The organism is Rhodococcus sp. ARC_M12 (assembly GCF_022810385.1).
Classification (GTDB): domain Bacteria; phylum Actinomycetota; class Actinomycetes; order Mycobacteriales; family Mycobacteriaceae; genus Rhodococcoides; species Rhodococcoides navarretei.
The window spans coordinates 51,165-76,517 of sequence record NZ_JALGQI010000015.1 but is presented as its reverse complement, the minus strand read 5'-3'; the positions used below and the strand labels follow the sequence as shown (position 1 = coordinate 76,517).

Here is a 25,353-nt window from a genome sequence, read left to right as displayed (position 1 = left end):
CCGTGCTCATTCGCGATACCACCGTCGACGACCTGCCCGAGATTCTCGACATCCACAACGATGCGGTCGCCAACACCACGGCCATCTGGGACGAAGAACAGGTCGACCTCGCCGACCGCACAGCGTGGTTCGAGGGTCGCATCGCCGCGGGATACCCCGTCCTGACGGCCGAGGTCGACGGACAGGTGGCCGGATACGCGTCGTACGGGCAGTGGCGGGTCAAGAGCGGGTACCGGCACTCGGTGGAGCACTCGGTGTACATCCACCGAGATTTCTACCGGCGCGGCCTGGCCAGCGCCCTGCTGAGTGAATTGATCGCGCGCGCCGAGGCCGGCGACGTGCACGTACTGGTGGGGTTCATCGAATCCGAGAACACCACGTCCATCGCACTGCACGAGAAGTTCGGGTTCGTCACGGTCGGACAGATGCCGCAGGTGGGCGTCAAATTCGGTCGGTGGCTGGACCTGACGCTGATGCAACTGACGTTGTGACCTGCGACCGCCAAGGGGATCACCCCTTGCGGCGGCCGATCACGGCGGCCAGCCCGCCGCCCACCGCGCCCAAGGCCAACGCAGTCGGGACACCGATCTTGGCGGCCTTACGTCCGGTGCGGTAGTCGCGGATCTCCCAACCGCGATTCTTGGCCAGCTCACGCAGATCGGTATCGGGATTGATCGCTACGGCAGTGCCGACGAGCGACAGCATCGGGACATCGTTGTGGCTGTCCGAGTACGCGGTGCAGCGCTTGAGATTGAGACCCTCCCGCACCGCGAGTGAGCGCACCGCGTGGGCTTTGCCGATGCCGTGCAGGATGTCGCCGACGAGACGACCGGTGAACACCCCGTCCTTGCTCTCGGCGACCGTTCCGAGCGCCCCGGTCAAGCCGAGGCGTTTGGCGATGATCTGAGCCAGCTCGAGGGGAGTGGCCGTCACCAGCCAGACCTGCTGACCGGCGTCCAGGTGCATCTGGGCGAGAGCTCGGGTACCGGCCCAGATCTTGTCCGCGATCACCTCGTCGTAGATCTCCTCGCCGAGACTGGACAGCTCCGAGGTGGGACGGCCGGTGATGAACGAGAGCGCCTTCTCTCGTCCGCTCGCCACGTCCTCGCTGTTCTCTTTCCCGCTGACCCTGAATTTGACCTGCTGCCAAGCGAATTGAGCCAGATCACCGCTGGTGAAGTATTTGCGGGCGGCCAACCCGCGAGCGAAGTGAATGATCGACGCGCCCTGCACCATCGTGTTGTCCACGTCGAAGAAAGCCGCAGCAGTCAGATCTCGCGGAACGGCACCCTCGGACTCGATCTGCAACGCCAGAGCGGCATCGGCACTGGCCTGACCTGCAACGTTGGCGCGTACCTCGGCGTCCGTCGGACCGAACGGATTGCGGATTCTGCGGATACGGCGCTTGAACTGCTTGTCTCCGCTCGGATCGTTCGTATCGACCGTGTCGATATCGGGCGTGTTCTCGATCGGCAGGTCTGTTCCCCCGTCACTCACGTCCGTCCTCCTCCCAGTCGAGTCGCTCGCCGCAAGCCTAGTCGGGGTTGCTCGGAAGGCAGGCGAAGGGCAGCACTCGACGCCCCCCGACCGGACCGGGGACTGTGACCTTCGTCTCCGTTGCAGTCGTGTCACAGTGGACGCATGCAGACGACCCCCACCGGCGTGGCTCTTCTCACGCGCGCAGGCTGCCATTCCTGCACCCACGCCTTCGAGGTATTGAGCGAGGTGTGCCGCGAATTCGGCGTGGCCGTGACGGTCGTCGACGTCGACGAGGCGGCAGCGGAATCGCCTGACCTGCGTGCGGAGTACGGCGATCGAGTGCCCGTGGTGCTCCTCGACGGCATCGAACACAGTTACTGGGAGGTAGACGTGCCGCGATTGCGGGCCGATCTCACCCGGGCAGGGCACCCTAAGAACGTGTGATTGCTCTCGCGTGTGCAGGTGAAGGCCGGTGTGCGCAACTTTGTTCATTCGTTCACAAGCGGTTACCGTGGTGTGAACAGCGTCCGTGAACAAGACACGAACGCAGGATCAGCGTGAAGATCGGCCGTCGTTGCCGTTCGGACGAGGAGCCCCAGACGTGACCGAAGAGCGCCCGTCGCCCAGCGGCGTAGAGCGGGTCATCCCTCAGGCTACGGTCACCCGTCTGGCGACATACCTGCGGGTCCTCTCGATCCTCGCGGACGAGGGCGTTCTGATCGTCTCCAGCGAAGAACTGGCCACCGCAGCAGGAGTCGGATCGGCCAAGCTGCGCAAGGACCTCTCCTTCCTCGGCCCCAACGGCGTTCGCGGAGTCGGCTACGACGTCGCCCGCTTGCGCGCGAAGATCGACAGCGCACTCGGACTCGATCGCGGCCACCGCGTCGTCCTGGCGGGAGTCGGCAACCTGGGGCAGGCCCTGGCCGGTTACGGCGGATTCGCCCGACGCGGCTTCACGATGGTCGGCCTGTTCGACAGTGACCCGGCGCGCGTGGGCACCGAGATCGACGGCCTCACCGTCCGGCACGTCGACGAACTCGTCGTCGCCTGCCGCGAACTCGAAGCCACCATCGGCGTCATCGCCACCCCGGACGAGGCCGTGCACGGCGTCGCCGAGCAGCTCGTCGACGGTGGCGTCGAATGCATCCTGAGTTTCTCGCCGATGGTTCTCGACGTCCCGGACCACGTCGAGGTGCGGCGCGTCGACCTGGCCGTGGAGATGCAGGTGCTCTCCTTCAACAGCTCGCGCAACGTCTCCGGGCCTGCGGGTATCACCGATCCGGCCATCGTCGTCGCGCCCCGGCCGGTCTCGCCGCCCCCACTGACGTCGTCACCGCTCACGTCCACGGCACGCCTCGGCCGCAGTCACGGCCCGCGTATCGCCGGTAACCCAAACCCAGTCAACAGTTCGACAAGAAACGGATCGGTGATTGCACCGTGAGTGTCCTTCTCGTCGGGATATCGCACCGTAGCGCTCCCGTCGCAGTCCTCGAGCGTGTCGCCATCACGGACACCGATCGCCCGAAACTGACCGACAAGCTGATGGCCAGCGGAAGCATTTCCGAGGTCATGGTGGTGTCCACGTGCAATCGCGTCGAGATCTACGCCGTCGTCGACGCCTTCCACGGCGCGCTGACCGCCGTCGGCGAGGTTCTCGGTGAACATTCCGGGCTGGAGATCGCGGACCTGACCAGGCACGCGTACGTCCGCTACAGCGAGGCGGCCGTCGAGCACCTCTTCGCCGTTGCCAGCGGCCTGGACTCGATGGTCATCGGCGAGCAGCAGATCCTCGGCCAGATCCGTTCGGCCTACGCCGCCTCGGACGGGCAGCAGGCCTCGGGCCGGGTGATGCACGAACTGGCTCAGCAGGCCCTCCGCGTCGGCAAGCGCGTGCACAGCGAAACCGGAATCGACGCCGCCGGAGCCTCGGTGGTCTCGGTGGCCCTCGACCGCGCCGCCGACATGTTCGACGGTTCCCTCGCCGGCCGCAAGGCCGTGGTCCTCGGAGCGGGAGCGATGGGCGGACTCGCCGTCGCACATCTCGGCCGCGCAGGCATCGGTGCACTGACCGTCGTCAACCGCACTCGCGAGCGAGCCGACCACCTGGCCGAGAACGCCGTCTCCAACGGCATCCCCGCAACCTCGGTCGCCCTCGAAAGCCTGGCCGACGCAGTCGCCGAGGCCGACATCCTCCTCACCTGTACCGGAGCGGTGGGGGCCGTGGTCTCCATCGCCGACGCCCACCTCGCACTCGCTCGCCGCGGTTCCGAACGCCCGTTGGTGATCTGCGACCTCGGCCTGCCGCGTGACGTCGACGCCGCGGTCTCGGGTCTGCCGGGCATCACCGTCTTCGACATGGAGTCCCTGCAGCGCGATCCCGCTGCCGGTGCCGCGGCGAACGACGCGTCCGCCGCTCGCGAGATCGTGTCGAGTGAACTCTCGGGTTACCTTGCCGGACAACGACTTGCCGAGGTCACCCCCACCGTCACGGCACTGCGTCAACGTGCTGCCGAGGTGGTCGAGGGCGAGCTGCTGCGTCTCGAATCGCGGCTGCCCGGGCTCGACTCGCCGCAACGCGACGAGGTGGCCCGCACCGTGCGCCGCGTCGTGGACAAGCTGCTGCATTCGCCCACCGTGCGCGTCAAGCAACTCGCCAGCACCCCGGGCGGAGATTCCTACGCCGCTGCGCTGCGTGAACTGTTCGAGCTGAGCCCCGGCTCGGTCGACGCTGTCGCCACGCCGATGGAGATCGGCTCGCTGGAACTGGTGGACGATTTCACCGCCAGTCGCACCGATCCGCGCTCGGACTCCTACCCCGGCGGAACCACCGGTCAGGAGCGTGTCGAATGACCGACATCGTCAAGATCGGTACTCGCGGAAGCCTTCTCGCGACCACTCAGGCCAACACCGTCCGGGTGGCCCTCGCGGCAGCCGGAGTCGAAGCCGAGCTGGTGATCGTCAAGACTGCAGGCGATCTGTCCGCTGCGCCCGTGCAGACGATCGGCGTCGGAGTCTTCACCGCCGCGCTCCGTGAGGCGCTGGCCGACGGCACCTGCGACATCGCCGTGCACTCGTACAAGGACCTGCCGACGGCGGCCGACGATCGATTCACCATCGCCGCGATTCCCGCTCGCGAGGATCCGCGCGATGCCCTGGTCGCCCGTGACGGACTGGTGCTCGGCGAGTTGCCCGCCGAGGCGAAGGTCGGTACGTCCGCGCCCCGACGCATCGCTCAATTGCGTGCTCTCGGACAGGGATTGGACGTTCTGCCGTTGCGAGGCAACCTCGACACCAGGATCGGGAAGGTGGCGTCGGGTGAGCTCGACGCCGTCATCGTCGCTCGCGCCGGACTGGCCCGCATCGGCAGGTTGGATGTCGTCACCGAGGCCCTGGATCCGGTGCAGTTGCTCCCGGCACCGGCTCAGGGCGCGCTGGCCGTTGAATGTCGCGTCGAGGACACCGATCTCGCGGCGGCCATCGCCACTCTCGACGACGCCCACTCACGCGCCGCCGTGGCAGCCGAACGCGGACTGCTCGCCGAACTCGAAGCCGGCTGCACCGCGCCGGTCGGGGCGATCGCAGAGGTCGTCGAGTCCATCGACGAGGACGGCCGCATCTTCGACGAACTCTCGTTGCGTGGCTGCGTCGCTGCCATCGACGGCAGCGACACCATCCGCGCGTCGATCGTCGGATCACCCGACCGAGCCGAGGAGCTGGGCCGGGAACTTGCCCGCGAACTACTCGATCTCGGTGCGCGCGAACTCGTTTCAGTCACCGAACCAGCGCAGGCAGGTTCTCAGGTACAGGGTGGATCTCATGTCTAGGGCCATAACGGCACCCGTCCGCGGACGCGCCAAACGCACGGCGACCCGTCCGGTGGTGCGAAGAGAGTCGATCGCCACCGCTCGACTGATTCCGAAACGGGGCACCGCAACCCCGATAGAACTGCAGTACCCACACAAGACAGCACTGGAGAACAACCGATGAGCCCAGTCCGCAAGAACACCAACGGACGGATCCTGTTCGTGGGATCCGGGCCCGGTGACCCGGCTCTGCTCACGGTCCGGGCACGGGAAGTGCTCGGAGCGGCCGAGCTCGCATTCACCGATCCCGACGTCGACAAGGGCGTCACCGCCCTGGTCGGTGCCGACGTTGCGCGTGACCCGGAGACGGGCGAGAACGGTGTCGAGGTTCGGCCGGCACTCGGCGAACCCGCCGAGGTCGCGAAAACGCTTCTTGCCGAAGCCAAGAACGGCCACGACGTGGTTCGCTTGGTGTCCGGTGATCCGCTCACCACCGACTCGGTGATCGCCGAGGTCAGCGCCGTCGCTCGCACGCACGTGCCGTTCGAGGTGCTCCCCGGCCTGCCGTCCGGATCTGCGGTGCCCAGCTACGCCGGAATGGCACTCGGCTCGGGTCACACCGAGGCCGACGTCCGCGGCGAGGTCGACTGGGCCGCACTCGCTGCTGCTCCGGGCCCGCTGGTGCTGCACGCAACCTCGGGCCACCTGGCCGAAACCGCCAGTGCCCTCGTCGAACACGGACTCGCTCCCCAGACGCCCGCGGCCATCACCGTCCGCGGAACCACCCGTCAGCAGCGCACCGTCGAGGCCACCCTCGCCACCCTCAACGATGCCGGTTCCGAGCTCGTCGGATCCCTCGTCGTCACCGTGGGCAAGGTCGTCTCGGGCCGAAACAAGATGTCCTGGTGGGAGTCTCGCGCACTGTACGGCTGGACCGTGCTGGTGCCGCGCACCAAGGATCAGGCAGGGGAGATGAGCGATCGACTCGTCACCCACGGGGCCATCCCCATCGAGGTCCCGACCATCGCGGTCGAGCCTCCGCGCAGCCCGGCCCAGATGGAACGCTCCGTCAAGGGCCTGGTCGACGGCCGCTACCAGTGGGTCGTGTTCACCTCCACCAACGCCGTTCGCGCCGTATGGGAGAAGTTCGAGGAGTTCGGGCTGGACGCTCGTGCGTTCTCGGGCGTCAAGATCGCCTGCGTCGGCGAGGCCACCGCAGCGAAGGTGCGCTCGTTCGGCATCAACCCCGAGCTCGTGCCGTCGGGTGAGCAGAGCTCGCTGGGTCTGCTCGAGGACTTCCCGCCCTACGACGAAGTCTTCGACCCGGTCAACCGAGTTCTCCTGCCACGTGCCGACATCGCCACCGAAACTCTCGCCGAGGGTCTGCGCGAGCGGGGCTGGGAGATCGACGACGTCACCGCGTACCGCACCGTCCGGGCAGCACCGCCCCCCGCCGAGACCCGCGAGATGATCAAGACCGGCGGCTTCGACGCAGTGTGCTTCACGTCGAGTTCCACCGTCCGGAACCTGGTCGGCATCGCCGGAAAGCCGCACGCCCGCACCCTCGTTGCGTGCATCGGCCCCAAGACCGCCGAGACGGCCGTCGAATTCGGTCTGCGCGTGGATGTGCAGCCCGAGTCGGCTCAGGTCGGACCGCTGGTCGAGGCTCTCGCCGAGCACGCGGCTCGCCTGCGGGCCGAGGGTGCACTGCCCCCGCCGCGAAAGAAGTCGCGCCGCCGGTAACCCGGTCGCGGATCTCACGATCGACACACCCGGTCCGTAAGGAGTTCGCTTGTTCCCCACCGACCGTCCCCGACGCCTACGCCGTACCCCGGCACTGCGTCGGCTCGTGGCCGAAACCTCCCTCGCGCCACGGCATCTGGTGTTGCCGATGTTCGTGGCCGACGGCATCTCCGAGCCGCGGGCGATCAGCTCGATGCCCGGGGTGCATCAGCACACGCTCGACTCGCTGAGTGCTGCGGCCGAGGAGGCCGTGGCGGCCGGTGTCGGCGGCATCATGCTGTTCGGTGTCCCCAAGGTCGAGGACAAGGACGAGAACGGTTCGGGCGCAACGGATCCGGACGGAATTCTCAACCGTGGCCTGGCCCGTCTGAAAGCCGACCTCGGTGACTCGACGGTCATCATGGCCGACACCTGCCTGGACGAGTTCACCTCCCACGGACACTGCGGAGTCCTGGGGGAGAACGGTTCGATCGACAACGACGCCACCCTGCTGCGCTACGTCGACATGGCCGTCGCGCAGGCGGAGTCCGGTGCGCACCTGCTCGGACCGAGCGGAATGATGGACGGGCAGGTCGGTGCGATCCGCGCCGGACTCGACGCCGCCGGCCACGTCGAGGTCGGTCAGCTGGCGTACTCGGCGAAGTACGCCTCGGCGTTCTACGGTCCGTTCCGCGAAGCAGTGGGGTCCTCGCTGCAGGGCGATCGCCGCACGTATCAGCAGGACGCGGCCAACCGTCGCGAGGCAACCCACGAGGTGGAGCTCGACCTCGCCGAGGGAGCCGACATGGTGATGGTCAAGCCCGCGATGTCGTATCTCGATATTCTGCGCGACGTCGCCGAGATGTCACCGGTTCCGGTTGCGGCGTACCAGATATCCGGGGAATATGCCATGATCACCGCCGCCGCGCAGAACGGCTGGATCGATCGCGACGCCGCAGTACTGGAATCGCTCGTCGGGATCCGGCGAGCCGGTGCCGACGTCGTACTGACCTATTGGGCTACCGAAGTGGCGGGCTGGCTGTGAACGATCTCCCCCCGAACAACAACCCGGACGGCAACAACCCCGACAGCAACGTTCCGGGCAACCCACCGCCGCAGCCCGACTGGCAGCGTTGGGAGATCGAGCACGGGTTTCCGCAGAGCGCCCCGGAATTCGAACCGACGCCGCGTCCGGCACCCGTCGACGTCGAAACCGCCCGCCACCTGTGGTGGGGCGTGGCGCTGATCGGTGCGCTCTCGGCGCTGTTCTCGGTGTGGACGCTGTTCGGGGCGCGCGAGGAATTTGCGCAGTCCCTGCTCGACGATCTCGCAGCGCAGGACGCTGCCGCCGACATGACGGTGGAGTCCACGCAGTCGATGGTGACGGTGATGCTCGTCGTCACGGTGTTCGCCGTGCTCGGTTTCGGGGCGTTGTTCCTGTTCTGGGTCAAGCGGATGCGTGCGGGCAAACTGTGGGCGCGCATGCTGCTCACCGTCATCGGATCGTTCACCGTGTTCACCACGATTCTCGAGCTGTTCTCGATTGCGTCGAGCGCAGGCGCGATGAACGTCGTGATGAGTGTGCTCGGCATCGGGCAGGGTGTATTGGCCGCCGGGGCGATCTATCTGATGCACCGCCGGGAATCCAACGAATACTTCGTCGCCTCGCAGAAACGATAGTTTCGGGCGTGTTCTCGGCTGCAGCCCTGTCGTGTGACTAGCATCACTCTCGATATCTTCTCGAGTGATCGGATCCGATATGGCAGAGAGCACCCCTGCAGCAGCGAGCATCACGCAGCCGGCTGCTGCACCGGCAGTCGACCGCGAACCCTGTCCGGCCGAGAACGGTCGTCCCGGCTGGGCGCTGCTCGGATTACTGCTCGCCGTCTCGGCGGCCATCGCGATCATGGCGCTGGGGATTTCGGCCGGCTGAACGCCCGACCCGCACTCGGTGGCAGGATGTCTGGCGTGAGCTCAGACACCGACGCACCGATCGCCCGGCCCCGAGTGGTTTCGGTCGCCTACTGGCTGTGGCTCGCCTCTGCGGTGCTGCTGATCGTCGTCTGCATGATCGCCCTCACGCTCCCCGCCGACCAGATCCGGGCGTCCTTCACCACCGGCGGCGCGACGGACGAGCAGATCGACTCGTTCCTGACGGTCTTTCGCGGACTCGGCGTGATCTTCGGAGTGGTCGGCTTGGCGGTCGGCCTGATGTCGGGCCCGGTCCGCGGCGGAGACCGCAGGTTCCGACGGGCGCTGGTGGCTCTGTCCGGAGCCGTCGCACTGCTGCTGACGTTCGCCGCGCTGGTGTTCCCGTTCGTGCTGCTGGTGATCACCGTCGCGCTGGTGGTTGCAGCGGTCCTGGTCTACCGACCGTCGGCCCGTGAGTGGTTCATCCGTGAACAGTGAGACCTCCGCCGACGATCCCGTGCTCTTCCACGAGCCCGGTGGTCGGTGGCGCATGCTGGCCTGGGGCCCGGTGTTCTGCCTCGTGGTGCTCGCGGTGGAGCTCGCATCCGGCCCGGTGATCCACTGGTTTGCCCTCGCGCTGTTCTCGCTCATCCTCGTCGGTCTCACGTACGTCCAGCTGCGGGCCGCGAGGATGCACGTCAGCGTCGAACTCACCACCCGGCAACTGCGTCAGGGCACCGAGACCGTCGACCTTGCCGAGATCGACGCCATACTGCCGCCGGCCGAGTACGCCGACGGGGACTACGAGCCGAAGAGGTGGGAGACCGCGCGGGTGCTCGGTGAACTGTCGGGTGTACCGCGCAAGCGGCACGGCATCGGGCTGCGTCTGGTGGGCGGGGGACTGGTGCAGGCGTGGGCCAAGGACGACGACGGGTTGCGTGCGGCTCTCGAAACGGCGAAGCAGGAGTACCTGTGAGGAAGTCCCTCGGGTGGGCGGAGCTGGTGCTGGCACTGCTCGCGGTGATCGGAGCCGTGGCGTGCTGGAACGCGGGCGTGCGCACCAGTGAGTTCCCCGCTGTCCCCGACGTGTCCCCGGCCTATTCGGGGACGTTCTACTCGGGGTCCTGGATCGCGTTGGCCAGTCTGTCGGCAATCGTGGCCGGACTGCTGATCGTCGACGGCATCCGCCGTATCCTGACGGGTCGTGCACCCCATACCGGGTAGGGGTATAGTTGGCGCTATGAGCAGCTACAGCGCCGAGCAGGACGACCTGCTGAAGCGATTGCGTCGCATCGAGGGCCAAGTGGCCGGGATATCGAGGATGGTCGCCGACGATCGGTACTGCATCGACGTCCTCACCCAGGTGTCCGCGGTGACCAAGGCGCTGCAATCGGTCTCGCTGAAGCTGCTCGACGCCCACCTCGCTGGATGCGTCGTGGAGGCCGCGAGGCACGGCGGGCCGGAAGCCGACGCGAAAGTGAAAGAGGCGTCCGAGGCCATCGCGCGCCTGGTTCGTTCCTGACGGAAGAGGGGAAGATCGACAATGCAGACGACGTATTCGGTCGAGGGCATGACGTGCGGACATTGCGCAACGTCGGTGCGAGAAGAAGTATCGGAGATCGCAGGCGTCACCGGCGTCGACGTCGATGTGGATTCCGGTGCGGTCGTGGTGAGCAGCGATTCGACACTCGATACCGCGACGGTGGACGCAGCCGTGGCCGAAGCCGGGTATCGACTGGTGTCCTGACACACGACTGCGCTCCTTCGGTGGTTCGGAAGTCTCGAAAACGGTCATACCGGAAGAATGGGACTCACCGAACATCGTCAGGAGCGCTCGTGAAGAAACCGGTCACCGGCGCAGTGGTCATCGCCATGAGCGTCGCCCTGGTTGCGGCCTGTTCGGCGGACACCTCCGAACCGGGTAATAGCGCAGAGCCGACCGAGTCGTCCGCGACCTCGTCGTCGCAGGGCTCTTCTTCCGACGCTGCTCCCTCCCCGGGCGCGCCTGCCGGACCGCTGCCGAACCTGTCGGTCACCACCGTGCTCGACGGTCTCGACAAACCCTGGGACGTGGTGGCTGCTCCCAATGGCACGGTGCTGACCGGGGAGCGCTCCGGCCGGTTCGTCATCCGCGACTCGGCGGGAGTCCAGCGTGAACTGGACGCGGACCTCGGCGATCTCTACGCGGCCGGTGAGACCGGGCTCATGGGAATCGCACTGGCCACCGATTTTGCCGTGTCGCGAACGATTTACACCTGTCAGGGTGTGCGCGGCGACGCAGGTAACAACATCGGCGTGATGTCGTGGACCGTGGACCCGGAGTGGACGGCTCTGACGCGAACCGGAACCCTCGTCGACGATATTCCCGTCGCCGACGGCGGGCGTCACGGTGGCTGCCGCATCCTGGCTCACCCCGACGGCACGCTGTACATCGGCACCGGGGACACTGCGAGCCCGAGTGTGCCTCAGGATCGAAACTCGCTGGGCGGCAAGGTGTTACACGTCAACGCAGACGGCACTGCCGCGGCCGATGCACCGGATCGCATCTTCACGCTCGGGCACCGCAATGTGCAAGGACTGGCAATCCGTCCCGGAACCGATCAAATCTTCGAGGTCGAGCAGGGGACCAGACGAGACGACGAGCTGAACCTGTTGGTGCCGGGCGGCAATTACGGTTACAGCCCCGATCGACGGTCGTCGGTCTACGACGAATCGGTCCCCATGACCGACCCCGATCGGGTTCCCGGTGCCCTGCCTGCAGTGTGGAGTTCGGGCGATCCGACCATCGCCACCCCCGACGTCACGTTCACCGACGGTGAGCAGTGGGGCTCCTGGAACGGTGCCGCGGTGATCTCGAGTCAGCAGGGCGAGAAACTCGTCTTCCTGGCACTGTCGGAGGACGGAACGGAGTACGTCGCCGAGGCGGAGGCGCTGGACGGCACCTACGGCAGGCTGCGTTCGCTTACCCCCTTCGGAAGCGACGGCGGCTTCCTGCTCACCACCGACAACGGATCCGACGATCAGGTACTGCTCGTCACGCCCGAGATCGGCTGAACCGAGGTTGCCGATGGGCGTGACGAATCGCGTCGTGAGTCGGCGAGGCACCTCCGGAGTGTGTTTAAGATCATGTGATACCGGTCATATCGGGCCGGTCGCCGATCGTCGTCAGGAGTGTGGATGAACAAGCTGGTGTCCAGTTCCGGAGTACTCGCCGCCAGCGTCTTCCTGACGCTGGCCTCTTCGACAGCCGCAACGGCACAGCCCGATCCGCTCCCCGGTCTGACGGTCACCACGGTGCTCGACGGACTCGCGAAACCGTGGGATGCGGTGGTTGCTCCGGATGGAACGGTGCTGACCGGTGAGCGTGCCGGCCGGTTCGTAATCCGCGACGTCGACGGTGAGACACGCGAGCTCGCCGCGGACCTCGACGATCTGTACGCGTCCGGCGAGACCGGCCTGATGGGCATTGCCCTGGCGACGGATTTCGCCGCATCCAGAACCATCTACACATGCCAGGGCGTACAGGGTGGCGGAGGCGGCACCGGTAGCGCCGGGACCGGTAGTGCAGGCGGGGGCAGCGACAACCACATCGCCGTCCTCTCGTGGACCGTCGACCCGGAGTGGACCGCTCTGACGCGCACCGGCACCCTCGTCGACGACATTCCCGTCGCCGACGGCGGTCGTCACGGCGGCTGCCGAATTCTGGCCCATCCCGACGGCACCCTGTACATCGGTACCGGAGACACTGCGTCGCCGACGGTTCCGCAGGATCGGGACTCGTTGGGCGGCAAGGTTCTGCACATCGACGCCGACGGTTCGGCCGCCGCGGGTTCGCCGGATCGCATTTTCACCCTGGGACATCGGAACGTGCAGGGCTTGGCGATCCGGCCCGGTACCGGCCAGATCTACGAGGTGGAGCAAGGAACCAGCCGGGACGACGAGATGAACCTGCTGGTGCCCGGTGGCAACTACGGGTACCGCCCCGATCGTCTCCCGTTCATCTACGACGAGTCGGTACCGATGACCGATCCGACCCGCGTGCCCGGAGCGCTCGCCGCCGTGTGGAGCTCGGGTAGCCCCGCCATCGCAACGCCCGGCCTGACCTTCACGAACGGCCCGGGATGGGGTTCTTGGAACGGGGCCGCGGTGATATCGAGTCAGCAGGACGAGAAGCTCGTGTTTCTCAAGCTCTCCGAGGACGGGACGGAGTACGTCGACGAGGCGGACGCTCTGGTGGGCACCTACGGCCGACTGCGCTCGCTCACCAGCTTCGGTGACGCGGGAGCATTCCTGCTGACCACCGACAACGGATCCGACGACAAGGTTCTGCTCGTCACCCCCGCTGCCGACTGATGTGCGGGCCGGAAGTCATCGAGACGGTTCACCGCAGAATCGGCCGTAGGGCACTGTTCGGGTCGTTGGGAGCCGCCGCGTTGACCGTCGCGGCGACCGGAGCGGTTCGCGCCGAACCGGTTGTCGCGTCGGCAATTCCGGCGGGCCGACTGATCGACCTGACCCACACCCTGAGCCCGACGTTTCCGGTGTGGCCGGGCAACGAACCGTTCTCGATGCGTCCGGTCGCGGCCTACGAGTTGGGTGGCTTCCTGGTCAACAAGCTCTCGTACTGGGAGCACACCGGCACGCACATCGATGCCCCGGCGCACCGCGTTCGTGGCGGCGCGACAGCCGATGTCCTGCCCCTGGCGGATCTGATCGCCCCGCTGGTCGTGGTCGACATCTCGGCCAGGGCGGCCGCTGATCCCGACGCCGTGGTGACGACCGAGGACATCGCGCAGTGGGAACGCGAGCACGGCCGTATTCCGGACCGAGCGTTGGTGGTGATGCACAGTCGATGGCAGCACAGGCTTGCCGAGCGTGCTGGCCCCGGCTTCGGTGGCGACGCGGCGCAGATGTTGGTGCACGAGCGAAACGTCGTCGGAATCGGGGTCGACACACTCAGCCTCGACCGGATGACCGACCGTCAATACCCGGCGCACACAGCCGTTCTCGGAGCCGGCCGATACGGACTCGAAGCACTGGCAAATCTGGATGCGGTGCCCCCGGCAGGGGCGACGGTCGTCGTCGGCGCGCCGAAGCACGCGGGCGCGACCGGCGGTCCCTGCCGGGTCTTCGCGGTAGTTCCCGGCTGAACCCGGCTACGCGTCAGTGCGCGTGGCTGGGGTTCGAGGCGGGCTCTTCCTCGCTACCTGCACCGGGCTCACCGAGCATCGCGGCACCGACCAATGCGTCGGGAATTCCGAAGCCGTCGACGAGTAGTTCGGCGTGCGGACGCAGCGTCCGGCACCGCTCGTTGATGGCGCGGGTCACGGCCTTGGATCGCTCGGTGGACAGGTAGCGGTGCTCGATGAACCAGGCCTTGTCCGCCTCGATCACCGACAGCGCGTACAGGTCACAGACCTCGTCGAGCAGGTCCTTGGTGGCGGGATCCTCGCACGATTCGATGCCGGCGATGAACGCCTCGAAGATGATGCGGTCGATGTGCGCGCTCGCGGCATGGAGCACGTGATCCTGCACCGCGTTGAACGCCTCGAACGGGCTGGTCTCCTTGGACTTGGACTGCAGCCGGCGTGCGACGGTGGAGAGCAGGTACTCCTCGCGATCCTCGAACATCTTGACCTGGGTACCGCGGTTGAACAGCGAGCCCTCTTCCTCGTTGTCCTGGCGCCGATCGAGGATGGTCTGCATGATCGCTTGGGCCGCAGTGCGTTTGACGACGCGGTCGCCCACCATGTCGGCGGCGAACTTGACCCATTCGACCGGGCTCATGGACTTGACGTCGTCCGCGTACGCGGTGAGCAGCTCCTTGGCGACCAGCTGCGTCAGCACATGATTGTCACCCTCGAACGTGGTGAACACATCCGTGTCGGCCTTGAGTGAGATCAGCCGGTTCTCGGCGAGATAGCCTGCGCCGCCGCATGCTTCGCGAGCTTCCTGGATGGCCGCGGTGGCGTGCCAGGTGTTCGCGGCCTTGAGACCTGCCGCCCTGGACTCGAGCTCGCGCTGCTCCTCGGCGTCCGGACTGTCCGCGGTCTGCAGCTCGTGCATCTTCGACACGAGCTCGTTCTGCGCGAACTGCAGCGCATAGGACTTGGCGATGAGCGGGAACAGTCGACGCTGATGCACCAGGTAGTCCATGATCAGGACCTCCTGATCGGAGTCGGGTGCGGCGAACTGCCTGCGCTGCAACGCGTATCGCGTGGCGATGTCGAGGGCGACGCGGGCGGCCGCGGCGGCACTGCCGCCCACTGTGACACGACCGCGAATCAACGTGCCGAGCATCGTGAAGAACCGTCGAGACTTGTTCTCGATGGGGGAGGAGTACGTACCGTCGTCGGACACGTCGGCGTACTTGTTGAGCAGGTTGTCTCGCGGGATGCGAACGTGATCGAACATGAGGCGGCCGTTGTCGACTCCGGGTAGACCGCCCTTGTACTGGCAGTCCGAGGTGGTGACACCGGGTAGGTCGTCACCGTTCTCGTCGCGGAGCGGAACGAAGAAGCAGTGCACGCCGTGGCCCTCTGGCTCCTCGCCCGGGCCCGCAGTGATGAGCTGGGCGAACACGGCGGCGACGGTCGCGGTTTCGGCAGCGCCGCCGATGTAGTCCTTGCGCGAGGACGGCGTGGGGGAGTTGATGACGAACTCGTCCGTCTTCGGGTCGTAGGTGGCGGTGGTCTCGAGCGACTGCACGTCGCTGCCGTGTCCGGTCTCGGTCATGGCGAAACACCCGAGCAGGTCGAGACTGATGATCTTGGGGACGTAGGCCTCGTGGTGGCGTTCGGTGCCGAGATTCTCGATGGCACCGCCGAACAGTCCCCACTGAACGCCTGCCTTGACCATGAGAGACAGATCGCTCATCGCGAGCATCTCGATCATCGTCACCGCGGCACCGACGTCACCGGTTCCGCCGTGTTCCTTCTTGAAGCCGTTGTCGGCGGCACCGGCGGCAGCGAGCAACTTGAGCTGCTCCATCGCCTTGGTGCGAGCGATGACGGTGTTCGGCGTGTAGTGCGGGCGGAATTCGTCGCGGGCCAGTTGCCGACGCGCCTCGTTCTTCACATCTCGCCAGCGGCCGTCCAGAGTGTTCCGAAGGTGATCCGTTGTGGTTGCCATACTCGACGGTAACCTTTTGCGGCCGCTGGTGAAGGCCGGAAGGTCAGACCGGCCAGACGAATTCTCGGAACACTGCCCGGCAGGACCGCCAGAAGCCCGATTTCGCGTACGGACCGTCGTGGAACAGCGACGCGCAGTTGTCCTCCAGAGCCCTGTTCACCAGGGGGCTGAAGTCGGTGAACTCACCGACCAGGAACTCTTTGAAGCCCGCCGGCCACGCGTAGTGGGCTGGTTCGTGTTGTGCTTCCACGACCGCGAGTGTAATGCAGCAGTAACATCGATGTTACAAATCCCACTCACTTCAGCAGTGCGAAGGCTTCCTGGGCGATGAGAAACGCATAGCTCGACGGAATCAGATCGATGGCACCGTCGGCGCGGAACTGCTCGGTGACGATCCAGTCCTGACCGGAGGCGTCGGTGGCGAGGAACGCGCCGGCCAGATCGCCGGGCGCACTGCCACCCTTGAACCCCGAATACGGCCACAGCGCCGCGTCGAGCTGCACGCCCGGGTTCATCGCCAGGATGCGACGGTTCTCCTCCGCTGCCGGGCCGGTGGCCAGGTAACCCATCGCGGCACAGACGTCCTGCGCGTTGGCGAACCACTCCACGCCGTCGGCCGACGCCGGATTGTCGAGGAAGTTCTCGAGGTCGATGTCCAGCTGCCGGGAATCGGCTTGCGCGAGGAGCTTCTCGCGTCCGTCGGGGTCCGCATCGGCCCATTCGGATCGAAGATTCGGATCGCCGAAACCGATGACGAAGAACTGTCGAGTGTCCATCATCGGGGTCATCACCGACGGATCGTGATGACCCATGATCGAAAGCTGACGCTCGACGCGTTCGCGGCCGAGGTGATCCATCAACAGATCGGTCGCGGTGTTGTCGGACAACGAGATCATCTTCTCGGCCGCGTCGCGGACCGGCACCGTCGTGCCGTCGGGCAGATTCTGCAGCTCGCCGGAGGGCGCACTCTTGGTGGCGTCACGAACGGTGAGCTGTTCGTCCCATCGGACGGTGCCTGCCTCGATCTCGTCGGTGAGCGCGCCGAGGACGTACAGCTTGAACACCGACCCGAGGGGGAGCATCGAGTCCGCGTTGGTGGAGTAGATCGATTCGCAGTCACCGCCGTTGAGCCGGGACGCGCTGTAGGAGTAGTTCGGAGCCACCTCGGACAGCGCAGCATCGAGATCGTCGAACGACGAGATCGTGGGGGTGTCCGGCCGAGCCAGGAAGCCGCCGAGTTTGCCTTCGGCATCGATCGACGTCGTGATCGTGGCCGGTATGCCGGCGGTGGTGAAGTGCAGGACGCCGGAATCCGGACCGGCCTCGAAACCCGTGGCGACATTCGGTGCACCGGCGCGCAACTGTTCGAGTGGTGTGACGAGTCCGCCCAGCGGTGCAACAGCCTCGGCGAGCTCGGGACCGGTGACGGCCTCGACCTCGGCAGGGTCGGGCGCATCCTCGGCGTTGATCCACTGCAGGATGCGGTCGTTGAGCGCCCCGACGGGAGTCGAGGTGTCCACGACGAACGCCGGAGCGGTCGTGGTGGACACGGGCGCTGAGGACGTGCCTCCGCAGGCGGCGAGGGTCAGGGTTGCCGCCGCGGCTGCCCCTACGAGTCTCGTCATGGTGCGCGTCGTCATGTTGCGATGCTAATGGATTCGGACATTTCGCCTCTGGTCCAGTGTCGGGATCGGCTGTCGGGCGCTGTGGCAGTGTGCTGTGGCGTGCTGACTTCCGAAGACGTTCGCCGAATCGACTCCGATCATCTGTGGCACCCGTACAGCCGATTTCCGGCGACCACGACGCCACTGGTGGTCGAGCGTGCATCCGGGGTGCGGCTGACCTTGGCCGACGGCCGGGAACTGATAGACGGCATGAGCTCGTGGTGGGCGGCAGTGCACGGCTACGGGCATCCGGTGCTCGACGCCGCCGCGCACGATCAGCTGGGCCGAATGAGTCACGTCATGTTCGGCGGCTTGACGCACGCTCCCGCCGCCAGGCTGGCCGAGCTGTTGGTCGAGATCACCCCCGCGGGCCTCGACAAGGTGTTCCTCGCCGATTCGGGATCGGTCTCGGTGGAAGTCGCGGTGAAGATGGCGTTGCAGTACTGGCGCGGACGCGGCGAGAACGGTCGCACTCGGCTGCTGACCTGGCGCGGCGGCTATCACGGCGACACGTTCGCCCCGATGAGCGTGTGCGATCCGGACGGCGGGATGCACGCACTGTGGACCGATGTACTGGCGAAACAGGTGTTCGCTCCGGCGCCGCCCGCGGAGTTCGATGCCGGCTACATCGCCGAATTCGAGCGGATACTGAGCGCGCACGCGAGCGAACTGGCGGCGATCGTCGTCGAGCCGATCGTGCAGGGTGCCGGCGGGATGCGCTTCCACGACGCGCGCTGTCTGCGGGAACTGCGCCGCCTGGCCGACGAGTACGGCGTGCTGTTGATCTTCGACGAGATCGCGACCGGATTCGGTCGAACCGGGGAGTTGTTCGCGGCCGATCACGCCGGCGTCGCACCCGACATCATGTGCGTCGGCAAGGCGCTGACCGGTGGATATCTGACGTTGGCGGCAACGCTGTGCACCACCGAGGTCGCCGAAACGGTCTCGGGCGGCGAGGCCGGAGGCCTGATGCACGGGCCGACGTTCATGGGGAATCCACTGGCGTGCGCGATCGCGGTGGCCTCGGTGGAGCTGCTGCTCTCGCGGGGCTGGCGCGGCGAGGTCGCCGGGCTGGAATCGGGCCTGGTCGACGGCCTCGCGCCCGCCCGGGCGCTCGCGGGGGTCGCCGACGTGCGCGTTCTCGGCGGCATCGGCGTCCTCGAGATGCATCGTCCGGTTGACATGGCACGGGCCACGGCTACGGCCGTCGATGCGGGAGTGTGGCTGCGGCCGTTCGGGCGGCTGGTGTACGCGATGCCACCGTTCATCTGCACCGATGCCGAGGTGGCGACCATCGCCGACGCCATGGTGGCGGTGGCGCGCGACCATACTTGAACAGCGTTCAAGTATGGTCGCTGCCATGACCGCTCTCGATTGGCTCGACGACACCGCACACGCCCGGCGCCAGGCCGGCCTCGAGCGGGTCGTCGTCGCCCGTGCCGCCGCCGAGGAATCGATCCTCGATCTGGCATCGAACGACTACCTCGGCCTGTCCCGGCATCCGGCCGTCATCGACGGAGCCTGCGCCGCGGTGCGCCGGTGGGGCGGCGGATCCACGGGATCGCGGCTGGTGACCGGCACCACGACGGCGCACGAACGCCTCGAGGGCGACCTCGCGGAGTTCGTCGGAGCCGAGGCCGGGCTGGTGTTCTCCTCCGGCTACACCGCGAATCTCGGAACCGTGACGGCGCTGGCGGGCCGAGATTCGCTGGTGATCTCCGACGCCGCGTCGCACGCCTCGTTGATCGACGCCTGTCGCCTGTCCCGGGCACGAGTGGCCGTCGCTCGGCACTGCGATACCGACCATGTCGACGAGCTGTTGCGGGAGCGTCCCGAACAGCGGGCCCTGGTGGTGACAGATTCGGTGTTCAGCGCCGACGGCGATCTCACGCCACTGGCCGAGCTGTACGCGGTGTGTCGGAGACGCAACGCCGTGCTCGTCGTCGACGAAGCGCACGGATTGGGCGTTCGCGGGAACGGCGGCCGGGGAGCCGTCCACGAGGCAGGTCTCGCCGGAGCACCCGACCTGGTGATCACCGCAACGTTGTCCAAGGCCCTCGGATCGCAGGGTGGCGTCGTTCTCGGGTCGGCAGCAGTTCGCGATCAGGTACTGCACGGTGCGCGCACTTTCGTGTTCGACACCGGCCTCGCGCCCGCCTCCGTCGGCGCAGCGGCGGCCGCGCTGACCGTCCTGCGCGGCGAACCCGACCGGGTGCATTCGATCGGGGTGCGAGCAACGCAACTGGCCGCCGCAGCGGGCGTCGAACCGACGACATCGGCGGTGGTTCCGGTGATTCTGGGCGATGCGCAGCGGGCGGTACGCGCGGCCGGTGACTGCCTCGGCCTCGGCGTCCGCGTCGGGTGCTTTCGGCCGCCGTCGGTTCCGGCCGACGGGTCTCGACTGCGACTGACCGCGCGCGCCGATCTCACCGACTCCGACATCGACCGTGCCGCGTCGGTCCTGGCGCAGGTGCTGCGATGACGGTTCTGGTCGTGACCGGAACGTCCACCGGCGTCGGCAAGACCGTGGTGACGGCGGGGATCGCAGCGGCCGCGCGGGCAGGCGGGTGGACGGTGGCGGTGTGCAAGCCGGCGCAGACCGGCGTCGGAGGTGACTACCCGGACGAAGCCGATATCGATGTGGTGCGCCGCCTTTCGGGGGTGGTCGGAGTCGAGCTGGCGCGGTACCCGGAGCCGCTGGCTCCGGACGTCGCGGCCCGCCGATCGGGACTGCCGATGCTCGAACTCGGCACTGTCATCGACGCGGTGCGCGACCTAGAGACAGACCACGACCTCGTTCTGGTCGAAGGTGCGGGCGGGGTTGCGGTGCGCCTGGGCGCAGACGGGTTCACCGTGCTCGACACAGCAGGCGCGGTCGAGGCACAGGTTCTGATCGTGACCGGCGCGGAGCTGGGGACGCTCAACCACAGCGCTCTGACGGTGTCCGCAGTACGGGCGGCGGGCATCGAGTGCGCAGGTCTGGTGGTCGGCTCGTGGCCCGCCGAACCGAGCCTGGCGGCACACGTCAACCTCGACGAGTTGCCGCTCGTGACGGGACTCGAGCTCGTGGCCTGCATTCCGGAGGGGGCGGGTGAACTGGCGTCGAGCGAGTTCGCGGACCTCGCCTGCGGAGCTCTCGGTGAGTTTGTCGACTCTTTACTCGGGTACCCGGCATAGATCTTCTGCCGGTTCGGCAGTCGAGAACATGGGAGTACGCCAATGAGCACCACCGTATGGATCATCGTTGCAGTAGTCGTCGTACTTGTGGTTGTTGCCCTCGCCGTCGTCGTGGCACGTAAGGGCAAGGAACGTAAGAGGTTGGAAGCGAACGAGATTCGCGAGAAGGCAGCCGACGAGGCAGCACTCGTCGAGGAACGTGAGTTGCTGGCCAGGGAGAGCGAGGCCAAGGCGCGCCGGGCCCAGGCCGAAGCAGACGTCAAAGCGGCCGAGGCCGACAAGCTCGCGCAGCAGGCTCACTCTCATCAGGGTGTTGCGGCGCAGTCGCGCGATGAGCTGGACGCCGAATTCGCTCGCGCGAACGAACTCGATCCGGACGTCGATCATCGATCGGGTGCCAAGGCCGCACACACGGACAACACCGGCCGGCTCGACGATCACGGGCAGGCGCACCACAGCGGGGCAGACATCAACGAGACCTACCCCGGCCAGCACAACGCCGGGGCACGAAACACCGCTGCTCACGATGCTGACGCGCACACGAGCACCGACCCGCGTAGCACCGGGGAAAAGGTTCGCGACACCGTCGACCCACGCAGGGACAACGGACACCACCGCACGAACTGACAGCGAGACGCTGCTGCCGTCGGAGATAGCCCGGAGTTCGAATGTCGACCGGATCGAAGCAGGTGAACCGGCCGTGACCGGCAATCCGGACGTGCCCCCGACGGCAGCCCGGCACCAGTAGAACTAGTCGGTCGAAGTGTGCGGCAACTCGAGTTCGACGACCTCGTGCTCGCCGAGGTCCGGCCGCTCGTTGGTGATCTTCGCCTTGGCATAGGCCAACAGGTTCGACACCTTCGACCCAGGGGTGGACCAGTACTCGGCTCCCTCGGCGGCCACGTGGATCAAGGCGACCTCGCGTGAATCGGGGTTCTTCTCGAACCACGCGGCCGCTCGGGTGTTCCAGAGCTCTTCGGCCTTGGTGTCGTTCTCGACCACGGCCGCTGTGCCGGACAACGACACCCAACCCTCACCGGATTGAAACGAGACGTTGACCGTCGGGTTCGCCGCGATATCGCGCACCTTGCGGGAGTCATGGGCGGCGAAGAACCACAGATCGCCGTCGAACTCGGCCTCCTGCAGCGCCATCGGACGCGAGATGAGATGGCCGTCTCGGCCGACGGTGGTGAACATGCAGAGTCCGGCTTCGGACATCAATTCGGCGACTTTGGTGACGCCGTCGGTGCCATGGTCTGTATTTGTCATCCAAACCGACTACCCGGTGTTCTGACTGCCGAACCTATAAACTGGCAAAACGGACTTCGTGGTGAGGAGCCTGCGGATGGCGAAGAATCTCGACAAGGACAACCGGCTGGACCTGCGTGTGAGTAACGACGAACGTGAGGTCGTCGTGGACACACTCGGACTGGCGATGGGCGAGGGCCGCCTGACGTTGGTCGAGTACGAACAACGCCTCGACGCGGTGTGGGCGTCCAGGACTCGCGGTGACTTGGCCGAGGTCGTTCGCGACTTGCCTGCCGCCGAGAAATCGACGGCAACGGACGTCTCCCAGACGACGAGCGAGTGGCGCGAGTACCTCGACGAATGGCGCTGGTGGTTCGGTGGTGCCGTCATCATGAACGGAATCTGGGCCGTTCAGTGGATCTCCGATGGCGAGCCGACTAATTACTGGCCTCTGTGGCCGCTCGGCATCTGGGGCGTCATCCTGATCGCGATGGTGTTCATGCCCGAGGACAAGAAAGCCGACGAGGACTGATGCCGTCGGGCGAGCCCATTATTACGCCCTGTAGTTGGTGATTTCGCCGAACCTGGGACACTGGACGATGTGACTGTTTCTCCCGGCGACGACGCCCCCGTATCGGCCCAGCTGTTCGCCCGTGCAAGCGAGGTGATCCCCGGCGGCGTGAACTCCCCGGTGCGTGCATTCGCGTCGGTCGGCGGAACGCCTCGATTCATCACCCGCGCCAGCGGATACACGATGACCGACGCCGACGGGAAGTCCTACGTAGACCTCATTTCGTCCTGGGGCCCGATGATCCACGGACACGCCCACCCGGCCATCGTCGAGGCCGTCCAGAAAGCGGCATCGACCGGTCTGTCGTTCGGTGCGCCCACCGAGCGTGAAATCGAACTGGCCGAGGAAATTGTGCGTCGAGTCGGCCCCGTCGACCAGGTTCGCCTTGTGAATTCGGGCACAGAGGCGACCATGAGCGCAGTGCGCCTGGCCCGCGGGTTCACCGGCCGCACGAAAATCCTCAAATTCTCCGGCTGCTACCACGGCCACGTCGACGCCCTCCTCGCCGACGCAGGCTCCGGGCTCGCGACGCTCGGGTTGCCGACCTCACCCGGAGTGACCGGCGCTCAGGCGTCGGACACCATCGTCGTTCCATACAACGACCTCGATGCCGTGACTGCTGCCTTCGCGGCCAACCCCGGCCAGATCGCATGCATCATCACCGAGGCAGCCGCGGGCAACATGGGCGCAATTCCGCCGGTCACCGGGTTCAACGAGGGCCTGCGCCGCCTCGCGACCGAGCAGGGCGCACTGCTGATCATGGACGAGGTGATGACCGGATTCCGCGTCAGCGCAGCCGGTTGGTACGGCATCGACGGCGTCGCAGGCGACCTCTACACGTTCGGCAAAGTCATGTCCGGCGGGCTTCCGGCCGCCGCATTCGGTGGTCGAGCGGACGTGATGGCCTACCTCGCGCCGGCCGGACCGGTGTACCAGGCGGGCACGCTCAGCGGTAACCCCGTCGCCGTCGCCGCCGGTTTGACGAGCCTGCAACTGGCCGACGCAGCCGTCTACGAGAAGCTGCAGAACAACTCGCAGCGACTCGGAACACTGCTCGGCGACGCCCTCACCGCCGAAGGCGTCACCCATCACGTCCAGTTCGCGGGCACTATGGTGAGTGTGTTCTTCGCCGATGGACCCGTCACCGACTACGCGCAGGCCAAGGCCGCGCAGACGTGGCGATACCCGGCGTTCTTCCACGCCTTCCTCTCCCGCGGCGTGTACCCGCCGCCGAGCGCATTCGAGGCCTGGTTCGTCTCCGCGGCCCTCGACGACCGCGCCTTCGAGATCATCGCCGACGCCGCCCCCGCCGCCGCGAAGGCTGCGGCAGCCGCCACGGCTCCCCAGTGACGTCCACCCAGAACTGATTCACCACCCGACTACCGAGAAACAGGACCCCGACGTGACCGAGGCCCCCGCAGCACATCCGCACTCGACGACGCGCACCATCGTGCACGTCCTCCGGCACGGCGAGGTGCACAACCCCAAGGGCATCCTCTACGGGCGGTTGCCGGGCTTCAAGCTGTCGGTGACCGGCCAGGCTCAGGCCAGGTCGGTCGCGGACGCTCTCGCCGGCCACGACATCACCCACGTCGTTGCATCGCCGCTCCTGCGCGCCCAGGAGACCGCCGGACCCATCGCCGCGGCTCACGGCCTGACCATCGCCGAGGACGAGAACCTCATCGAGGCAGGCAACGAATTCGAGGGGCTGCGCGTCGCCGTCGGTGACGGAGCGCTTCGCAGGCCCAGGCACTGGTGGAAGCTTCGCGATCCCTTCACCCCGTCGTGGGGCGAGCCGTACCTGCAGATCGCGCACCGCATGCTCGCCGCCGTCAACGCGGCCCGCGTCGAAGCCGTCGGGCACGAGGCCGTCTGCGTCAGCCACCAACTACCCGTGTGGACCCTGCGCCGTTTCCTGCAGGGCGACCGGCTCTGGCACGACCCGCGCAATCGTCAATGCGGTCTCGCGTCGCTGACCTCGTTGGTCTACGAGGGGGACCAGCTCGTCGACCTCGTCTACTCCGAGCCAGCGGGAGCGTCCGATCCGAGGATCTCCGGTGCGTAGGCTTCTGCTCGCGCTCTTCGCAGTGGCCCTGGTCGCGGGATGTTCGACCGGCACCGACGCGGTTGCTCAGGGTGGCACCTTCCAGTTCGTCTCGCCCGGTGGCAAGACCGACATCTTCTACGAGCCCGACGAGCGCGGCACCATCGGCGAGCTGTCCGGGCCCGACCTGATGACCGAGGGCAAGACGACCTCCCTGTCGGATTACGACGGTGACGTCGTAGTTCTCAACGTCTGGGGTCAGTGGTGCGGACCGTGCCGCGGTGAAGCCGACGACCTCGAAGAGGTCTACGAGGCCACCAAGTCCCTCGGCGTCGAGTTCCTCGGGATCAACGTGCGCGACGAGTCGCAGACCGCCGCCCAGGACTTCGTCGTCAGCAACAACGTGAGCTACTCCTCGATCTACGACCCGCCGATGCGCACCCTCAACGCGCTCGGTGGCGTCCCCACCTCCGTCATCCCGACGACCATCGTGCTCGACCGACAGCACCGCGTCGCTGCAGTGTTCCTGCGTGAGCTGCTCGCCGAGGACCTGCAGCCCGTCGTCGAACGCGTCGCAGCCGAGGAGCCAGTGCAGCCGTGAGC

At 66.9% G+C, this 25,353-nt stretch carries 31 protein-coding genes; 26 read left to right on the top strand and 5 right to left on the bottom strand.

Annotation, left to right across the window (positions count from 1 at the left end):
* The first annotated feature begins 2 nt into the window (after nucleotides 1-2).
* Nucleotides 3-491 carry an N-acetyltransferase family protein gene (locus MTX35_RS18955; protein WP_308198144.1) on the top strand — a complete coding sequence of 163 codons (489 nt, stop codon included), beginning with the start codon at nucleotides 3-5 and terminating at the stop codon, nucleotides 489-491.
* A gap of 19 nt (nucleotides 492-510) precedes the next feature.
* Here the strand turns inward: MTX35_RS18955 and MTX35_RS18950 are convergent, their stop codons facing one another.
* Nucleotides 511-1,452 (bottom strand): HAD family phosphatase, encoded by a 942-nt coding sequence (locus MTX35_RS18950; protein WP_243596525.1) that lies wholly within the window; start codon nucleotides 1,450-1,452, stop codon nucleotides 511-513.
* A 189-nt stretch (nucleotides 1,453-1,641) separates the two neighbouring features.
* On the opposite strand from MTX35_RS18950, the gene MTX35_RS18945 reads away from it, so the two are divergent.
* The 17 genes from MTX35_RS18945 (at nucleotide 1,642) to MTX35_RS18865 (ending at nucleotide 14,065) form a co-directional block, all read left to right on the top strand.
* The gene (locus tag MTX35_RS18945; protein ID WP_243596440.1) at nucleotides 1,642-1,923 is read left to right on the top strand and encodes a glutaredoxin family protein; all 282 of its coding nucleotides are present in this window, start codon (nucleotides 1,642-1,644) and stop codon (nucleotides 1,921-1,923) included.
* A 157-nt stretch (nucleotides 1,924-2,080) separates the two neighbouring features.
* Nucleotides 2,081-2,920, top strand: coding sequence for a redox-sensing transcriptional repressor Rex (locus MTX35_RS18940; RefSeq protein WP_243596439.1), 840 nt, complete (start codon nucleotides 2,081-2,083; stop codon nucleotides 2,918-2,920).
* Entirely contained in the window at nucleotides 2,917-4,329 is a 1,413-nt protein-coding gene (locus MTX35_RS18935) for a glutamyl-tRNA reductase (protein ID WP_243596438.1), read from the top strand. The genes MTX35_RS18940 and MTX35_RS18935 overlap by 4 nt, the downstream gene beginning before the upstream one ends.
* A gap of 5 nt (nucleotides 4,330-4,334) precedes the next feature.
* Nucleotides 4,335-5,303 (top strand): hydroxymethylbilane synthase, encoded by a 969-nt coding sequence (gene hemC / locus MTX35_RS18930; RefSeq protein ID WP_243596524.1) that lies wholly within the window; start codon nucleotides 4,335-4,337, stop codon nucleotides 5,301-5,303.
* Entirely contained in the window at nucleotides 5,296-5,466 is a 171-nt protein-coding gene (locus tag MTX35_RS18925; RefSeq protein WP_155289207.1) for a hypothetical protein, read from the top strand. Before hemC ends, MTX35_RS18925 begins: the two co-directional genes overlap by 8 nt.
* The gene (locus MTX35_RS18920; protein WP_243596437.1) at nucleotides 5,463-7,025 is read left to right on the top strand and encodes a bifunctional uroporphyrinogen-III C-methyltransferase/uroporphyrinogen-III synthase; all 1,563 of its coding nucleotides are present in this window, start codon (nucleotides 5,463-5,465) and stop codon (nucleotides 7,023-7,025) included. Before MTX35_RS18925 ends, MTX35_RS18920 begins: the two co-directional genes overlap by 4 nt.
* Nucleotides 7,026-7,074: 49 nt before the next feature.
* Complete coding sequence (gene hemB / locus MTX35_RS18915; protein WP_243596436.1) at nucleotides 7,075-8,049, top strand: porphobilinogen synthase; 975 nt, start codon at nucleotides 7,075-7,077, stop codon at nucleotides 8,047-8,049.
* Complete coding sequence (locus MTX35_RS18910) at nucleotides 8,046-8,684, top strand: hypothetical protein (protein WP_243596435.1); 639 nt, start codon at nucleotides 8,046-8,048, stop codon at nucleotides 8,682-8,684. The genes hemB and MTX35_RS18910 overlap by 4 nt, the downstream gene beginning before the upstream one ends.
* Nucleotides 8,685-8,763: 79 nt before the next feature.
* Nucleotides 8,764-8,937 carry a hypothetical protein gene (locus tag MTX35_RS18905; protein WP_243596434.1) on the top strand — a complete coding sequence of 58 codons (174 nt, stop codon included), beginning with the start codon at nucleotides 8,764-8,766 and terminating at the stop codon, nucleotides 8,935-8,937.
* Nucleotides 8,938-8,972: 35 nt separating this feature from the next.
* A complete protein-coding gene (locus MTX35_RS18900; RefSeq protein ID WP_243596433.1) occupies nucleotides 8,973-9,413 on the top strand; it encodes a hypothetical protein in 441 nt (146 codons plus the stop codon).
* Between the two features lie 52 nt (nucleotides 9,414-9,465).
* A complete protein-coding gene (locus MTX35_RS18895) occupies nucleotides 9,466-9,891 on the top strand; it encodes a hypothetical protein (RefSeq protein ID WP_243596523.1) in 426 nt (141 codons plus the stop codon).
* Nucleotides 9,888-10,139 (top strand): hypothetical protein, encoded by a 252-nt coding sequence (locus tag MTX35_RS18890; protein ID WP_243596432.1) that lies wholly within the window; start codon nucleotides 9,888-9,890, stop codon nucleotides 10,137-10,139. The genes MTX35_RS18895 and MTX35_RS18890 overlap by 4 nt, the downstream gene beginning before the upstream one ends.
* A 16-nt stretch (nucleotides 10,140-10,155) precedes the next feature.
* Complete coding sequence (locus tag MTX35_RS18885) at nucleotides 10,156-10,437, top strand: metal-sensitive transcriptional regulator (RefSeq protein ID WP_243596431.1); 282 nt, start codon at nucleotides 10,156-10,158, stop codon at nucleotides 10,435-10,437.
* A 21-nt stretch (nucleotides 10,438-10,458) separates the two neighbouring features.
* Nucleotides 10,459-10,662: a heavy-metal-associated domain-containing protein gene (locus MTX35_RS18880; RefSeq protein WP_243596430.1), complete on the top strand. Its 204-nt coding sequence runs from the start codon at nucleotides 10,459-10,461 to the stop codon at nucleotides 10,660-10,662.
* 89 nt (nucleotides 10,663-10,751) lie between these two features.
* Nucleotides 10,752-11,969: a sorbosone dehydrogenase family protein gene (locus MTX35_RS18875; protein WP_243596429.1), complete on the top strand. Its 1,218-nt coding sequence runs from the start codon at nucleotides 10,752-10,754 to the stop codon at nucleotides 11,967-11,969.
* A gap of 123 nt (nucleotides 11,970-12,092) precedes the next feature.
* Nucleotides 12,093-13,268 (top strand): sorbosone dehydrogenase family protein, encoded by a 1,176-nt coding sequence (locus MTX35_RS18870; protein ID WP_243596428.1) that lies wholly within the window; start codon nucleotides 12,093-12,095, stop codon nucleotides 13,266-13,268.
* Nucleotides 13,268-14,065 (top strand): cyclase family protein, encoded by a 798-nt coding sequence (locus tag MTX35_RS18865; protein WP_243596427.1) that lies wholly within the window; start codon nucleotides 13,268-13,270, stop codon nucleotides 14,063-14,065. Before MTX35_RS18870 ends, MTX35_RS18865 begins: the two co-directional genes overlap by 1 nt.
* Before the next feature lie 13 nt (nucleotides 14,066-14,078).
* Here the strand turns inward: MTX35_RS18865 and MTX35_RS18860 are convergent, their stop codons facing one another.
* From MTX35_RS18860 to MTX35_RS18850, 3 genes are read right to left on the bottom strand one after another with little or no spacing between them, the layout of a single operon-like run.
* A complete protein-coding gene (locus tag MTX35_RS18860) occupies nucleotides 14,079-16,046 on the bottom strand; it encodes an acyl-CoA dehydrogenase (RefSeq protein WP_243596426.1) in 1,968 nt (655 codons plus the stop codon).
* A gap of 43 nt (nucleotides 16,047-16,089) precedes the next feature.
* Entirely contained in the window at nucleotides 16,090-16,296 is a 207-nt protein-coding gene (locus MTX35_RS18855; protein ID WP_243596425.1) for an inositol 2-dehydrogenase, read from the bottom strand.
* A gap of 46 nt (nucleotides 16,297-16,342) precedes the next feature.
* A complete protein-coding gene (locus MTX35_RS18850) occupies nucleotides 16,343-17,686 on the bottom strand; it encodes a serine hydrolase (protein WP_243596424.1) in 1,344 nt (447 codons plus the stop codon).
* 84 nt (nucleotides 17,687-17,770) lie between these two features.
* Between MTX35_RS18850 and MTX35_RS18845 the strand changes: the two genes are divergently transcribed.
* Genes MTX35_RS18845 through MTX35_RS18830 form a run of 4 tightly spaced genes read left to right on the top strand, consistent with a single transcriptional unit; the run spans nucleotide 17,771 to nucleotide 21,514 of the window.
* Entirely contained in the window at nucleotides 17,771-19,045 is a 1,275-nt protein-coding gene (locus MTX35_RS18845; RefSeq protein ID WP_243596423.1) for an adenosylmethionine--8-amino-7-oxononanoate transaminase, read from the top strand.
* Between the two features lie 25 nt (nucleotides 19,046-19,070).
* Nucleotides 19,071-20,192: an 8-amino-7-oxononanoate synthase gene (locus tag MTX35_RS18840; protein ID WP_243596422.1), complete on the top strand. Its 1,122-nt coding sequence runs from the start codon at nucleotides 19,071-19,073 to the stop codon at nucleotides 20,190-20,192.
* On the top strand, nucleotides 20,189-20,887 hold the full coding sequence (bioD, locus tag MTX35_RS18835; RefSeq protein ID WP_243596421.1) for a dethiobiotin synthase: 699 nt from the start codon (nucleotides 20,189-20,191) through the stop codon (nucleotides 20,885-20,887). Before MTX35_RS18840 ends, bioD begins: the two co-directional genes overlap by 4 nt.
* Before the next feature lie 42 nt (nucleotides 20,888-20,929).
* Nucleotides 20,930-21,514 carry a hypothetical protein gene (locus tag MTX35_RS18830; RefSeq protein WP_243596420.1) on the top strand — a complete coding sequence of 195 codons (585 nt, stop codon included), beginning with the start codon at nucleotides 20,930-20,932 and terminating at the stop codon, nucleotides 21,512-21,514.
* 123 nt (nucleotides 21,515-21,637) lie between these two features.
* Here MTX35_RS18830 and MTX35_RS18825 read toward each other — a convergent pair whose 3' ends face one another.
* Entirely contained in the window at nucleotides 21,638-22,156 is a 519-nt protein-coding gene (locus MTX35_RS18825) for a pyridoxamine 5'-phosphate oxidase family protein (RefSeq protein ID WP_243596419.1), read from the bottom strand.
* Nucleotides 22,157-22,232: 76 nt separating this feature from the next.
* Here MTX35_RS18825 and MTX35_RS18820 point away from each other — a divergent pair, with 76 nt between their 5' ends.
* The 4 genes from MTX35_RS18820 to MTX35_RS18805 all read left to right on the top strand — a co-directional run bounded on the left by MTX35_RS18820 (nucleotide 22,233) and on the right by MTX35_RS18805 (nucleotide 25,351).
* A complete protein-coding gene (locus MTX35_RS18820; protein WP_243596418.1) occupies nucleotides 22,233-22,667 on the top strand; it encodes a DUF1707 domain-containing protein in 435 nt (144 codons plus the stop codon).
* A 69-nt stretch (nucleotides 22,668-22,736) separates the two neighbouring features.
* The gene (gene hemL, locus MTX35_RS18815; RefSeq protein ID WP_243596417.1) at nucleotides 22,737-24,056 is read left to right on the top strand and encodes a glutamate-1-semialdehyde 2,1-aminomutase; all 1,320 of its coding nucleotides are present in this window, start codon (nucleotides 22,737-22,739) and stop codon (nucleotides 24,054-24,056) included.
* 52 nt (nucleotides 24,057-24,108) lie between these two features.
* Nucleotides 24,109-24,771, top strand: a complete 663-nt coding sequence (locus MTX35_RS18810; RefSeq protein WP_243596416.1) for a histidine phosphatase family protein — start codon at nucleotides 24,109-24,111, stop codon at nucleotides 24,769-24,771.
* A complete protein-coding gene (locus MTX35_RS18805; protein WP_243596415.1) occupies nucleotides 24,764-25,351 on the top strand; it encodes a TlpA disulfide reductase family protein in 588 nt (195 codons plus the stop codon). Before MTX35_RS18810 ends, MTX35_RS18805 begins: the two co-directional genes overlap by 8 nt.
* The last annotated feature ends 2 nt before the right edge of the window (nucleotides 25,352-25,353 follow it).